7 protein-coding genes are annotated in these 15,147 nt (G+C 66.7%); all 7 read left to right on the top strand.

The features are described from left to right. The first annotated feature begins 109 nt into the window (after nucleotides 1–109). The 7 genes from HHL14_RS03560 to HHL14_RS03590 all read left to right on the top strand — a co-directional run bounded on the left by HHL14_RS03560 (nucleotide 110) and on the right by HHL14_RS03590 (nucleotide 15,102). Nucleotides 110–976, top strand: coding sequence for a lysophospholipid acyltransferase family protein (locus HHL14_RS03560; protein WP_230412896.1), 867 nt, complete (start codon nucleotides 110–112; stop codon nucleotides 974–976). Between the two features lie 173 nt (nucleotides 977–1,149). Beyond that, the gene (locus tag HHL14_RS03565) at nucleotides 1,150–2,346 is read left to right on the top strand and encodes an HlyD family secretion protein (RefSeq protein ID WP_169496175.1); all 1,197 of its coding nucleotides are present in this window, start codon (nucleotides 1,150–1,152) and stop codon (nucleotides 2,344–2,346) included. 1 nt (nucleotide 2,347) lies between these two features. Then, nucleotides 2,348–4,513, top strand: coding sequence for a peptidase domain-containing ABC transporter (locus HHL14_RS03570; RefSeq protein WP_169496176.1), 2,166 nt, complete (start codon nucleotides 2,348–2,350; stop codon nucleotides 4,511–4,513). After that, a complete protein-coding gene (locus HHL14_RS03575; protein ID WP_230412897.1) occupies nucleotides 4,506–5,891 on the top strand; it encodes a TolC family outer membrane protein in 1,386 nt (461 codons plus the stop codon). Before HHL14_RS03570 ends, HHL14_RS03575 begins: the two co-directional genes overlap by 8 nt. 343 nt (nucleotides 5,892–6,234) lie before the next feature. Continuing rightward, nucleotides 6,235–12,696: a type I polyketide synthase gene (locus tag HHL14_RS03580; RefSeq protein WP_169496177.1), complete on the top strand. Its 6,462-nt coding sequence runs from the start codon at nucleotides 6,235–6,237 to the stop codon at nucleotides 12,694–12,696. 43 nt (nucleotides 12,697–12,739) lie between these two features. After that, nucleotides 12,740–14,095 (top strand): aminotransferase class I/II-fold pyridoxal phosphate-dependent enzyme, encoded by a 1,356-nt coding sequence (locus tag HHL14_RS03585; protein WP_169496178.1) that lies wholly within the window; start codon nucleotides 12,740–12,742, stop codon nucleotides 14,093–14,095. Next, nucleotides 14,092–15,102, top strand: a complete 1,011-nt coding sequence (locus HHL14_RS03590) for a zinc-dependent alcohol dehydrogenase family protein (protein ID WP_169496179.1) — start codon at nucleotides 14,092–14,094, stop codon at nucleotides 15,100–15,102. The genes HHL14_RS03585 and HHL14_RS03590 overlap by 4 nt, the downstream gene beginning before the upstream one ends. Nucleotides 15,103–15,147 lie beyond the last annotated feature (45 nt).

Raw genomic sequence — 15,147 nt, forward strand, 5'->3', positions numbered from 1 at the left:
CATGGACCGCTCGCGCGCGTCGTCATATTGGGGACCGCAGATGAGCGCCTTTTCGTCACGATTGCGCAGCCGGATACGCTATGCGAAGTATCGTTGCCGACGCGCGTTGATGTCGCGTATTCCGGCGTCGATGCTGGAGCCGCTCGCAACGGTCGGCTCGCGAGCCGGCAGCGTCGTCAGCGCCAGGTCGCGCGCGAACGGCGCGGTGCGCGTGGAACTCGCGCGCGATGTGCCCGGTGTTGCGCCGCGCGAGGCACGCCGTGCGAGCACGGGCCGCGCACTCGAGCATCTGATCGATCAGCGCATCTATTTCGGGCGGCGCGTGCGCGGCGTCGAGCATTGGCCGGAACTGCAGCAGGTTGCCGCGAAGCTCGCCGAACAGATCACGCGGCTCAAACAGGCGCGACCCGGCTGTCCGGTCATCGTGTCGCCGTTTCACTACGTGTCGCAGTACGCGAACATCTACGTCATCGACGAACTGCGCGCGCAGCTCGCACTCAAGTCGATCGCCGTCGTGTCGGGCATGCCGAGAAATCTCTACGGCGACGACCACGCGCAGATTCCCGGCGTGAAAGTGCTGTACACCTACGACGACGATAACCGCGGCGGCCTTGGCCTGCGCGTCGTGCGTTCGCTGAAGCGCGACGGCGTGCTGGTGCTGTTTGCCGACGTGCCGCCATTCACGATGCACCGCTATCCGATGGAGACGATCGGCGTCGAGATGTTCGGCCGCGCGGCGCGAATTCATCACGGCGTGTTCCGGCTCGGCGCACCGCTCGACGCGATGCTGCTGCCGTTCTACCTGACCTTCGAGCACGGCCGCTTCGATGCCGAGCTATTCGAACCGCTGCCGCTTGCCGCCGCCGATGCGCCGCAACGGCTGGCCGGATGCATCGAAACGGCGCTCGGCGCCAATTACGCGCGCTGGCTCGCGGCCGGGCATCCGTCGATGTACGCGTTCGCGCCGGCCCGCTAGGGCAGTTCACGCGCGTACCCGTCTTCACCCGCTTCACCGGCCGCTTTCACCCGCCGTTACCCGTCACTACTCGCCGCTATCCGACGCTTGCCCGCCGTTGGCGTTGCACCGCCGGACAGCAGAACCGCTATAGAAAATCAGGCATGCCAATCATTGCGGCATGTTAGTCATCGATGGAATCGAACCAACTTCCGCAGTTCAAGGACGTGCCCTGGCGCTGGATCGCCTATGTGACGTCCGCGCTCGTCATCATCGCGATCGCCTTTGCGTTCCTGCACGAAATCGAATTGAAGCAGGACGTGCAGAGCGAAATCGTGTCGCCCGCCGAGGTCAAGATCCAGGGGCTGAGCGGACTCGTGTCCGCGATCTACGTGCAGCCGTCCGAGCATGTGAAAGCGGGCGAGCCGCTGTTTCAGCTCAAGCGCGATCTGTCGCTCGCCAGTAACGGCGTGCAGCGGCCCGTCTACGACGAGCGCATGCGCGATGACCAGTTGCGCACCTCCGAGGCGCAGTACGCGCAGCGCCGCTCGTCGTTGAGCGCGCAGATCGCGGCGGCGGCGCAAACGCTGCAAAGCCGGCACGCGGAGATGGCCGCGCTCGGCGAACAGATCACGCAAAACCGCGCGCTCGTCGACGAATCCGACCGCAAGCTCGCGCGCCTGAAGTCGGTGTCCGACTACGTGACGGCCGACCGCATCGAGCAGGCGAGCGCCGACGTGCATCAGGGCAAGGTGGTGGTCGCGCAAGGGCTCGCGCGGCAGCAGCAACTGCTCGGCGACGTCGCCACCCTGCAGAGCTCGCAGACCGACCTGCAGGCGCAACTGAAGGAACTCGACGCGCAACACGCGCGCGATCTGCAGGACATCCGGCTGCGCTTCGAGCAGCTTCGCCAGGACGCGACGATCTCCGCGCCGCAGGCCGGCGTGGTGACGTTTTCGAATCTGGTGCCGGGCCGCTCGCTCGCCGCGGACGACGTCGCGCTCGTGATCGGCACACGCGAAGGCGGCCCGTTGCGCGCCGCGTTGCGTATTCCGTCGCGTCAGCGCGGCTTTGTGCGCGAGGGCGACGTGGTGCGGCTGAAGTTCGACGCGTTTCCGTACGAACGCTTCGGCACCTACGAGGCGCGCATCGATTCGATTTCGGGCACCACGGTGCAGACGCAGATCTCGCCGGACAGCGCGTCGGACGCGAAGGCCAGCGAAGGCGGCGACTACATGGCGTGGGCGACGCTCGCCGGCGATACGTTCGTGTTCGAGCAGCATCGCTTCAAGATTTTGCCTGGCATGCGCGCGACCGCGAGCATCGTCGTCGAGCGCAGGACGATCGCCGAATGGGTGCTCGCACCGCTGTTTCGCATGTTGAGAGGTTAAGGTGCGCACGATCTATCAGAATGAAGTCGCCGAATGCGGCTACGCGTGTCTCGCGATGGTGCTGTCGCACCTGGGCCGCGCAACCGAAGTGCGCGAGCTGTCCGCGTTCCGGCCGATCTCGGCGAACGGGCTCACGTTGATGGACCTGTACGACGTCGCGGCCGAATTCGGTCTCGCGGTGCAGGCGTATCGCTTCGACGTCGGCGATCTGCACGAGGTCGCGCGCGGCTCGATCATCCACTTCGGCGGCGCGCACTTCGTCGTGTTCGACAAAGTGCGGCGCGGCTACGTGCATATCATCGATCCGGCCAGCGGCCGTCGGCGCGTGTCGCTCGACACCTTCGCCGCGAACGTGTCCGGCTATCTACTCCAATGCTCGCCGACCCCGCAATTGCCGCGTATCCGCGCGAAATCGGGCGTACCGGCGGCGCTGGCCCGGGTTCGCGCGAGCAACCCGCAGCTGCTCGCGCAGATCGCGAAGGTGCTGTTCGTCGCGCTCGGCAGTCAGTTCGCGATTCTGGCGATGCCGTATCTCGGCAATCTCGTGCTCGACTACGTGGTCGCCACCGACAACCTGAATCTGCTGAACCTGCTCGTGCTGACGTTCGCGAGTCTGTTCGCGGTGGGTGCGTTGAGCCAGTACGTGCAGGCGCGCCTCGTCGAGGTGCTGAACAGCCGCACGCAGATCGGCATGACCGAAGGACTGCTCGGCCATCTGCTGCGCAATCCGTTGCCGTGGTTCGAGAAGCGCAACGTCGGCGATCTGTTCGCGCGGCTCAAGGCGCAGGACGAGATCAACACCTATGCGACCCGCACCGCGGTGTCGCTGTACGTCGATATCGCGGTCGGGCTGCTCGCGTTCGCGTTGATGCTGCTGCAAAGCGCGCTGCTGACCGCGGTCGCGGTGGGCATTTTCGCGTTCTACGTGGCGGTCGCGTTCGCGCTGTTCGTGCGTATGCGCGACACGCACGCGCTGGTGATGGAGCGCTCCGCGCAATGCGACGACGCGTTGATCGAGACGATCCGCGCGGCTTCGCTGATCAAACTGTCGCAGGGCGAGACGCGTCGTACCGCGCTGTTTATGACGAAGTACCGCGACTTCATCGCCGCGACGCTGAAAAGCAATGAGCTCGGCAGCCTGCGCGACGCGATCCTGAAGCTCGTCGATTACGCGGACATGATCGTGATCACGTGGCTCGCCGCGCATCTGATGCTGACGGGCGAGATTTCGGTCGGCGTGTTCTATTCGTTTCTGATCTACAAGTCGCTGCTGTCGGAGCGGCTCGCGCGCTCGATCAACGCGATGTTCGGTTACTTCATGCTGAGCGTGCCGGTGGCGCGCGTCGACGACATCGTCAAATGCGACAGCGAACGCTATACGCCGCCTGAAGACATGCAGCGCGCGGTCGAGGTGCGCGAGTTCCACGACATCTCGATTCGCGGCGTGACGTTCCGCTACGGCGTGTCGGACCAGCCGGTGCTGAAGAATGCGAATCTGGAGATTCGTAAGGGCGACAAGATCGTGATCACCGGGCCTTCGGGCAGCGGCAAATCCACGCTGTTCAAGCTGCTCGCGGCGGCCGAGCCGCTGCAGGAAGGGCAGATGATGCTCAACGGCATCGCGTGGCCGAACCTCACGGTCGACGAAATCCGCCGCCATGCCACGCATATGCGGCAGGGCGACATCATCCTGCACGGCTCGATCGCGGACAACATTTCGCTGTTCGCGGGCAGCATCGACGAGGCGCGCATTCACCAGCTGCTCGACGAGGTCGGTCTGCTCGACGACGTGATGCGCCTGCCGATGCGCACGCGCACCATCATCAGCGACACCATCGCCAATATTTCGGCGGGGCAGCGCCAGCGTCTGCTGCTGGCGCGCGCGTTGTACCAGCGGCGCGAACTGCTGCTGCTCGACGAGCCGACCTCCAACCTCGATCCCGACTCGGTGCGCCGCATCGTCGGCTTGCTGCTGCGGCTCGACTGCACGGTCGTGGTGATTACGCACGACATGTCGCTCGCGGCCGCGTTCGAGCGACGCTACCGGCTGACCGATGGCGAGCTGGTGCGCGAAGCGGGCGGACAGGCACATGAAGAAGCGAACGCAGAAGTGAACAAAGAAGCAAACGCAGCAACCCCCCACGACGTGAGCACCGCCGATGAATAAGCGCAACCGCATGATGCCGATTCTCGCGGCCTGGTGCGTCGGCGCGGCGCATGTCGCGCACGCGGCGCCACTCGATCTGATGACGGTCGTCGATCAGGCGGTCGGCCACGACGCCGATCTCGCCGCGGCCGAAGCCGGCTACGAAGCCGCGAAGCAGGCGGTGCCGATCGCGCGCGCCGCGCTGCTGCCGAGGCTCGACGGCGGCTGGGGACGCGGCTACAACCGTATCGCCAATCAGGGTTATGTGCCGGTCTCGTACTGGCAGAGCGGCTGGACCGTGAGCCTGTCGCAGCCGCTGTTCGACTGGGCGCGCTGGAGCAGCTACAAGCAGGCCGATTTCACTGAAGCGCACGGCGCGGTCGCCTATGCCAGCGCACAGCAGGACACGATTCTGCGCGCCGCGCAGGCGTACTTCGACGAACTGGCCGCCGAGGACGAACTGAAGCGCGCGAACGACTATCAGGCCGCGATCGGCCAGCAACTCGACGAACTGAACCGCCGCCGCGCGGCCGGCGACGCGACGCTGATCGATCTGCGCGAAGCCGATGCGATCGGCCAGCAGGCGCAGTTGCAGCAACTCGACGCGACGAGCGCGCTGAATCTGAAGCAGCAGGCACTCGCACTGGTGACGGGGCAGCCGTTCACGCCGCTCGCGCGCCTCGCCGACACGCCGGTGCGTCCGCGGCTCGATCCCGCCGACGTCGACAGCTGGGTCGGGCAGGCCACCACGCAAGGCTATGCGGTGCAGTTGAAGCAGCTCGACTGGCAGATCGCGAAGCTCGACGTCAGCAAGGCGCGCGCCGCGCACTATCCGGTCGTGAACCTGCAGGCCGGCTATACGCCGGCGGGCGCGGCCTCGGGCTATGCGCGTCCGACCACCACCACGACGGCGATGCTGACCGTCACGATTCCGCTCTTTGCCGGCGGCGAAATCCAGGCGCGTCTGCGCGAATCGTACGCGCAGCGGGATCAGGCGCAGGACGCGGTCGATTCCGCCGCGCGCCAGGCCGGCGCGTCCGCGCGCGATGCCTATACGCGCTTCACCGCCGGACTCACGCGCGTCGATCTGCTCGGGCGTCTTACGCAAACTTCGCGCGATGCGCTCGCGGCGACGCGTATCGGCTATCGCGTCGGTAGCCGCACCAGCACCGACGTGCTGCGCGCGACCGACACGCTGTACACGAACCAGCGTGACCTGCTGCGCGCGCGCTACGACACGATCCTCGCGTTGCTGCAATTGAAGGCGCAGACGGCGGCGTTGAACATCGACGAAGTGGCGGCGGTGAATTCGCAACTCGCGATTGCCGCGGCGGGGACTTCAGCGCCGGCATCGCAATCCGGCAATAGTGGAACGGTATCGGTAAAGCCGAAAAAATAAAGCGTCGATAAAACTGCGGAAAAATATTTTTCTGATTATCTTGAAATTAATTCCTATTTTCATTGAAATTATCATTCAATTCATGAAATTGTAAATAGGATAAAAGTAAGAAAATTGCCTGGTGGAACCGGTGCTGTCTGAAAAACGACCTGACGTATATAGGACAAAGCTTGATAGGATGGATTTCTAGCGAAATGAGAGCGTTAGACCGCATTTGTCGTGAATACTGATATCAATAAAAAAATCGTATATCTAAGAGTCCGGAAATTCGATCTCTGAATTAAATTCAGCGGGTCTGATTCTTATCGATTATTTTGCGATTTATTAGAATAAGGAATTGATCATGCGTGACATTGCGGTAGTGGGGATGGCCGGTCGTTTTCCAGGCGGTCTCGATAATGTGGATTTGCTGGTGCAGGCATTGCGCGCGCGCACCGTGACCGCCGAGACGGTGCCGGCGGATCGTTGGGATGCGGGCCGCTACTACGCGTCCGACGAAAACGCGAAGGGCAAGGCGTACGTCGACAAGGCGAACTTTCTCAGGCAGGACGTGCGTTCGATGGACGCCGAGTTCTTCGATCTGCCGCCGCGCGTCGCGGAGAACATCGATCCGCAGCAGCGCCTGCTGCTCGAACTGATCTGGGAAGCGTTCGAGAACGCCGGGCTCGACCTGCCCGCGCATGCGGGCCGCAAGGTCGGCGTGTACGTCGGCGGCTTCATGCTCGATCACATGGTGACGCTGATGCAGGTGTCGAACCGTACGCGTCACAACGCGAACACGGCGGCCGGCATGATGATGACGATGCTGGCGAACCGCCTGTCGCACGCGTTCGATCTGCGCGGGCCGAGCCTGTCGATCGACACCGCCTGCTCGTCGTCGCTGGTCGCGTTCAGCTACGCGTGCCGCGACATCTGGAACGGCGACTGCGAGATGGCGGTGGTCGGCGGCGCGAACGTGATGACGCGCCCCGAGTACCCGATCGGGATGAGCAAGGGGCATTTCCTGTCGCGCGACGGCCAGTGCAAGTCGTTCGACGCGCGCGGCGACGGTTACGGCCGCGCCGAAGGCGGCGGCATCGTGCTGCTGAAGACGCTCGAGCGCGCGCTTGCCGACGGCGACACGATTCTCGCGACCGTCGCGGGCGCGGGCGTCAACTCGGACGGCCGCACGCCGGGCATCTCGATGCCGAGCGAGGAAGCGCAAAGCGCGCTGATTCGTGAGGTTTCCGAACGATTCAACATCGACACGCGCAACGTGCGCTACGTCGAATGCCACGGCACCGGCACGGCGGTCGGCGATCCGATCGAAGCGGCGTCGATCGGCTCCGTGTACGGCACCGACCGTCACGGCGACGACCGGGTGGTGCTCGGCTCGATCAAGAGCAACATCGGCCACATGGAGGCCGGCGCGGGCATCGTCGGCGTGATCAAGGCGGTGCTGTCGCTGATGCATCGCGAGGCATTCCAGCTCGGCAATCTGCAAACGCCGCATCCGGGCATCGCGTTCGACGAACTCGGCGTGCGTCTCGCCGACGCGCCGATTAAGCTCGCGCAGCCGGGCGAATCGTTCCTCGTCGCGGTCAACTCGTTCGGCTACGGCGGCACCAATGCGCACGTGGTGCTGCGCTCGGCGCCCGATCACGCGAACACGCCGGCCGCCAACGACGCGACCGCCAACGTGGCTCATGAGGCCGCTCATGCCGCGGCCACGCCGCCGCGTCCGGCGAATTTCCCGCTCTATCTGCCGCTGTCCGCGCGCAGCCCGGCCGCACTGAAGGCGCTCGCGCAGCGCTATCACGACGCGCTCGGCGCGCCGCAGACCGATGTGACCGATCTGCTGCATTCGGCCGCGCTGCGTCGCGCGCCGCTCAGCCAGCGCGCGGTCGCGCTCGGCGCGAACAAGAACGAACTGCGCGCGGCGCTCAACGCGCTCGTGCAGGGCGATAAGTCGGATCAGGTCGTGAGCGGCCAGCAGGTCATCAGCGCGCTCGAAAAGCCGGTGTGGGTATTCAGCGGCATGGGCCCGCAATGGTGGGCGATGGGCCAGGAGCTGTATCGCGACGAGCCGCTGTATCGCGCGGCCGTCGATGCGGCGGACCAGATTTTCCAGCGCATCTCGGGCTTTTCGATTCTCGCCGAAATGCTCAGGAGCGAAGCCGATTCGCAGATCACGAAGACGATCTACGCGCAGCCGGCCAACTTCATGGTGCAGTGGGGCATCGTCGCGGTGCTGCGCGCGGCCGGCATCGAGCCGGGCGCGGTGGTCGGCCATAGCGTCGGCGAGGTCGCGGCGGCGGCGGTGAGCGGCGCGCTGAGTCTCGAAGACGCATTGCGCGTGAGCTACGAGCGCAGCCGTCTGCAGGCGCTGACCGCCGGCACCGGCAGCATGCTCGCGGTCGGTATCGGCCGTGAAGCGATCGCGCCGTTGCTCGAGCCGTTTGCCGGTCGCGTCGAAATCGCCGCGGCCAACGGGCCGAACACGCTGACGCTGTCGGGCGAAACCGCTGCGATCCAGGCGCTCGCGGCCGAGCTGTCCACGCGCGAAGTGTTCAATCGCGTGCTGAACGTCGAGGTGCCGTACCACAGCTATCTGATGGAGCCGATTCTCGCCGAGCTGATCGCGTCGCTCGGCACGATCGTTCCGCGCGAGCCGACGCTGCCGGTCTACTCGACCGTCACCGGCCGCCTGATGCAGGGGCCGTCGTTCGGCGCCGAATACTGGGCGCGCAACGTGCGCGAACCGGTCGCATTCGCCGACTCGGTGCAGTCGCTCGTCGACGCGGGCTTCGCGACCTTCGTCGAGGTCGGCCCGCATCCGGTGCTGTCGAGCGCGATGCGCGATTGCGTGAAGGCGCGCGCGAAGGAGATTCGCCTCGTCGAAACGCTGCGGCGTAGCGAAGTCGAGCGCACCCGTTTGTATCGCGCGGTGGCTCAGGTGTTCGCAAGCGGTTGCACGATCGACTGGCGCGCGCTGAACGGCGCGGGCCGCTTCACCGCGCTGCCGAACTATCCGTGGCAGCGCGAGCGTTCGTGGCTCGAAACCGACCGCGCGGTGTATCAGCGTATCAGCCCGACCGACCGGCCGATGCTCGGCTGCGAGCAATACCCGGCAACGGGCGTGTGGGTCAACGATCTCGAACACGAAGGCCTCGCGTATCTGAAGGATCACATCGTCTCGGGCACCGCGATCATGCCGGCTGCCGGCTACGTCGAGACGCTGCTCGAAATGGCCGCGTTGCTGCATCCGGAAGCACCGGGCTGGCGCGTCGAAAACGTCGAGATTCGCGCGCCGCTGGTGATTGCCGGCGACCGTGCGATCGACTACGTGTCGAGCTACGACCGCGACACGCGCCGTGCGGCGATTCGCAGCGTCGAGAGCGGCAAGACTGGTGAAGGTCAGTTGCACCTGACGGCGAGCGTCGGCGCGTTGAGCGCGGCCGAAGCACATCGTGTCGATCTGGCCGCGTGGCGTGCCGCGCTGTCGGTCGAGCAACCGGCGGCCGAGTTCTATCGCCAGCTTGCGCGCATCGGTCTGCAGTACGGCCCGGCTTTCCAGGCGGTCAAGGCGTTGCATCGCGCACCGCAAGGCGGCCGCGTGCTGGCGCTGATCGAGCGCGACGCATCGCTGCGCAGCGACGGTTATCACGCGCAGCCGGTGATGCTCGACGCGTGCTTCCAGGTGCTCGTCGGTCTGCTCGGCGATAACGAATCGACGTTCCTGCCGACCGGCTTCAAGGAACTGCGTCTGCTGGCCGCAGCGCTGCCCGCGCGCTACTGGTGCGAGGCCGTGCAGGTGAAGGTCACGCCGCAACACATCGACGCGGACCTGACGATCGTCGACGACGCCGGCACGGTGCTCGCGGTGATTCGCGGCATGCGCGTGACCGCGTCGTCGGCGAAGGTCGCGCGGACCGACAACTTCGGCGATCCGGTCAAGCTGCAGATGGTGCGCTACGAATGGAACGACGCCGGCAGTCTGTCCGAGCCGAAGCGACTCGGTCACTGGCTGATGGTTGAAGATCCGGCCGCCGCCGCGCTGACAGGTCGCGTCGTCGACGGGCTGGAGGCCTTCGGCGCGCGAGTCTGTGCGCGCCTGCAGGCGGGCTCGGGCTTTAACGTTGACGGCGTGCGCATCACCGCGCTTGCCGATTCCGCCGACGACATCGCGAAAGCGCTCGCCGCCGCCGGTCCGCTCGATGGCGTGATCTTCGCGCACGGCGCCCACGCCGCGCTCGACGCGGCCGATCCGACCGCCACCGAAGCCTTGCTGTTCATGCTTGGCGTTACGAAGCAACTGGCCGCGTTGCCGGTCGCGCAACGACCGCGTGCCTACGTGCTGACGCGCAACGCGGTCAGCGTGGGCGAGGGTGCGGGTCAGGAGGCTGCAGTCGAGCCCGCGCAAACCGCGCTCAATGGTTTCGCGCGTGTCGCGTTCAACGAAATCGAAGGGATGCGCTTTAGCACCGTCGACATTCCGGCCGCCGCGAGCGAGGACGATCTCGACGCCGCGATTCTCGAACTGGTGTGCGATGCCGACGAAGACGAAGTCGCAATCCGTCGCGGCCGCCGCTTCTTCAGCCGTCTGGAAGCGAAGCCGTCGCTCACCGCGCCGCGTATCGAAGCGCGGCCGTTGACCGCCGAGCGCGCGGTGCAGGTGCGCGGCGTCGCCGAGCACGAGGAAAAGGACAGCGCGGGCAGCGTCAAGCTGATCGAGACGCTGCGCGCGCCGCTCGCGGACGACGACATCGAACTGCGCATCGAACGCGTTGCGTTGACGATGCGGGCACTGCGCGGCTCGGGCGGCGCAGGTGCCTCGGGTGCCGACACGCTCGACCAGGACTTCGTCGAAGTGCTCGCCACCGTCAATACGGTGGGCGCGAACGTCACCGATCTGCGCGTGGGACAGCGCGTCTACGGTCTCGCACCGGCCGATTTCGCGAGCCATATTCGCGGCCCGCGCTCGGCCTTCCATCTGGTCGAGCTGCCTGACGCGATGCTCGCGAAGGCCGCCTCCGACGCCAGTTCGGCCGCCGCGCTGCTGCTGGTCGCGGTGCGCGAAGCGGTGGCCGAGCGCATCGTCGAGCAGGCCGATCTGGGCCGCGACGCCCGCGTGCTGGTCACCGACGACGAACTCGGTCTCGCGGTGCACGCAGCACTGCGCCGACGCGATATCGCGGCGACGCTGTTCGCGAGCCCGACGCGCGCCGCGCATCCGGCCAACCCGGCGGGCAGCAACGTGGTCGCCGCGCTGGCTGCCACGAACGCCGCGCTCGAAAACGCGGTCGCCGATCTCACCGCGGGCCGCGGCTTCGATGCGATCGTCGCGCCGCTGAACGCCTGGGCCGACAGCTTCGGCTGGCACGCGCTCGCCGCGGGCGGCGTGCTGATCGATACCGACGCACGCACCCGGCCGTTCACGGTGCCGTCGCAGGCGGCGTCGATCGTACGTGCCGATCTCGCGGTGCTCACGCAACGCGCCGAGCGTTTCGCGACGGCGCTGCGTCATGCGGTCGAGCGCGCGGGCCACGGCGAATTCACGCCGGCCGACAGCCTGTCGGTGTCGATCGTCGATCTCGCGAGCCGCAAGCTCGCGCTGCCGGACGCGGACATTCCGCTGATCGTCAGCTTCGACGACGAGCGCACGCCGTTGCAGATGCACGTGCACGAGGCCATCACGTTCCGTCCGGATGCGAGCTATCTGGTGACGGGCGGCCTCGGCGGCTTCGGTCAGAAGACCGCGCGCTGGCTGGTCGACCATGGCGCGCGTCATCTGGTGCTGGCTGGTCGTAGCGGTATCGATACGCCGGAGCGCAGCGCGTTCGTCGCCGATCTGCGCGAGCGTGGTGCCCACGTTGCGTTCGTCAAGTGCGATTTCGCGCGGGCCGGCGAGGTGCAGGATCTGTTCGCGACGCTCGCGAGCGCGGCCGCGCCGCTGCGTGGCGTGTTCCACTCGGCGGCCGTGATCATCGACGAGCCGATCGTCGAACTCGATCCGGACAATCTGCTCGCGGTGATGCGCAGCAAGGCTGAAAGCGCGCGTCTGCTGCACGAAGCCACGCGCAACCTGGAGCTCGATCACTTCGTGCTCTATTCGTCGATCGCGAACCTGGTCGGCAATAGCCGTCAGGCGAGCTACGTCGCCGCCAACGGCTTCCTCGACGGTCTCGCATGGCATCGCCGCGCGCAGGGGCTGCCGGCCACCAGCATCAACTGGGGGGCGATTGCCGATGTCGGCGTGGTCACGCGCGACGAGAAGCTCGAACAGTTCATGCGCTACATGGGGCTGCGCGGTATGCAGTCGGCCGAAGGCCTGCACTGGCTCGAACGCGCGATGCTGCGCGAAGTCACGCAGCTCGGCATCACGCTGATCACGAGCTGGGCCGATTGGGGCCGCTATGAAACGCTGGCCGCGCAGTCGTCGCGCTATGTCGATCTGATTGCCGCCGACACCAGCGCGGACGCCGATCCGGGCGCGGTGCTGCGCACCGAGCTGGCCGAGGTGCCGGCCGCCGATCGCTTCACGGTGCTCGCGAGCCTCGTGGCGTCGCTGATCGCCGACGAACTGGAGACCGCGCCCGAAGCGATTCCGGTCGACCGCCCGATCCTCGATCTCGGCGTCGACTCGCTGATGGCGACCGAAATCCAGTCGCTGCTCAACCGCAATCTCGGCATCAGCGTGTCGGTGCTGGAGATCCTCGACGACCTGACTGTGCGCGCGATCGTCGACAAGACGCTCACCGCGTTCGGCTGGGGCGAGGCGGGCGGCGCCGGCGAGCCGACGGCCTCGGCCGCAAAGGTCGCGTGATGCGGATGCAGGCTTACGTCAACACCATCAAGGAGATTTGCCGATGAGTTCCATCTCGCACATCGAACGTCTACGCGCGAAGCTGCTCGGCAAGACCGGCACCGGCGACGCCGCCACGGCCGGCGGCGACGCGCCCGCGCCGCGTGCCGCCGCGGCGAAGGTCGCGGTCGGCCCGGAGCACTACGACTTCGCGCGCTTCCCCGAACTGCGCGAGTACACCAATACGCGCTGGTACTACGACAAGCAGGGCTACGAGTGGAACATGTTCCGCGAGCACGTCGGGCTGGTCAGCGCCGAGGTCGAGGTTGCCGGACGGAAGATGATCAACTTCTCTTCGTACAACTACCTGAACCTGTCGGGCGACCCGCGCGTGCAGGCGGCCGCGAAACAGGCGATCGACAGCTACGGCACCTCGACCGGTTCGGGCCGCATCATCATGGGCGAGATTCCGGTGTTCGGCGAGTTCGAGCGCGAACTCGCGGAGATGCTCGGCGTCGAGGATGCGGTGCTCGGCGTCAGCGGCTACGGCACCAACGTCGCGGCGATCGGTTATATCGCGCGTAAGCAGGATCTCGTGCTGTACGACGAGCTCGTGCACAACAGCATGCTGGTTGGCGCGAAGCTGAGCGGCGCGCGCCGCTTCGCATTCGCGCACAACGATTGCGACGCGCTGGAGCGCTTGCTCGCCGAGCATCGCGGCAGCTACGAGCGCGTGCTGATCCTCACCGAGGGCGTCTTCAGCATGGACGGCGATATCCCCGATATCCCGCGGCTGATCGACATCAAGAAGCGCTATCACGCGCTGCTGATGGTCGACGAAGCGCATTCGATGGGCGTGATCGGGCCGCGCGGGCGCGGCGTGGTCGATCACTTCGGGCTCGACCCGGCGGACATCGACATTCACTACGCGTCGATGAGCAAGGCGTTTGCGACGGTCGGCGGCTATATCGCCGGGCGCCGCGAGCTGATCACGATGCTCAAGCACTACGCGCCGGGGCTCGGGCTCTATATCGCGTCGCCGATGCCGGCTAACGCGGCGGCCGGACTCGCCGCGCTGCGCATCATGCGCGACGAGCCGGAGCGTGCGCGTCGGGTGATCGACAGCTCGAACTACTTCCGCGAGCAGGCGCGCGCGGCCGGTCTCGATACCGGCTTCAGCGAAGGCTCGGCGGTGATTCCGGTGATGTTGCCGGACGGCGAGAAGGCACTCTGGATGGCCGCGCGCATGTTCGACAACAACGTGTTCACGTTCCCGATGATCTTCCCGGTCGTGCCGCGCGATGCCGCGCGTCTGCGCTTCTTCATCAACTCGGCGCATACGCGCGAGCACATCGACCGCACGATCCGCCTGCTGGTCGAACTGAAGGCCGCGGCGCCGGCGAGCAGGGGGCTCTTTTGAAGCAGATCCGCATTGACGGCTTCGGGCCGCCGGCGCAGGTCGCGCGCTGCTGCGAGGTCGCGGCGCCCGGCGCGCCGTCCGCGTGGGAGGTGCTGGTCGACGTCGAAGCGTGCGCGGTGAATCTCGCCGATCTCGCGCGGATCGCCGGTCGCTACGGCGAGTTGCCGAAGCTGCCGGCGACGCCGGGCCTCGAAGCGGCGGGGCGCATCGCCGCGTGTGGCGCGTCGGTGCGCGATCTCGCGGTCGGCGACCGGGTGATCCTGATCGCCAACGACAACTGGTGCCAGCAGCGGCGGGTGCCGGCGTCGCTGGTGTTCAAGGTCGCGCCGGAGCTCGACCCGCTGCAACTGGTGACGCTGAAGGTCGGCGCGTGCACCGCGCTCGAACTGGTGCGCCGCGAGGCGGCGCTCGAACGCGGCGGCTGGATCGTGCAGACCGCGCCGCTGTCGAGCGTCGGTCGCGCGGTGATGCAGATCGCGCGCCACGAAGGCTTGCGCACGCTGAACATCGTGCGCCGGCCCGACGCGATCGAACAGGTGCTGGCGGCGGGCGGCGACGTCGCGCTCGAAGACGGACCGGAACTCGCGCAGGCCGCGCGCGCGGCGACCGGCGGCGCGCCGCTTCCGATCGCATTCGACGCGGTCGGCGGCGACGGCGTCGCGCGGGTCGCGGCGCTGCTCGACGCGGGCGGCACGATCGTCAACTACGGGATGTTGTCGGGCCGGCCGATCCAGTTCGCGTGCGACGACGCGATTTTCCGCGGCATCAGCGTGAAGGGCTTCTGGCTCACGAAGCTGCTGTCGCGGATGACGCATGCGCAACGCGACGCGCTGATCGCCGAGGCGGTCGAACTCGTGCGCGCGGGCGTGCTGCATACCGAGGTCGCCGCGACCTATCCGCTCGACGCGATCGGCAAGGCGTTGCGTCATGCGGAGGAAGCGGGGCGGCAGGGCAAGGTGTATCTGCTGCCGAACGGTGCGCCGGCTTCGGTGGCCGCGTCCGTTTAACCGCGCCTGGGTCAGTCCACTGACGACCCCGCGCCACTTCATCAA

Origin of the sequence: Paraburkholderia antibiotica (assembly GCF_012927125.1) — a bacterium.
Taxonomy (GTDB): Bacteria; Pseudomonadota; Gammaproteobacteria; order Burkholderiales; family Burkholderiaceae; genus Paraburkholderia; species Paraburkholderia antibiotica.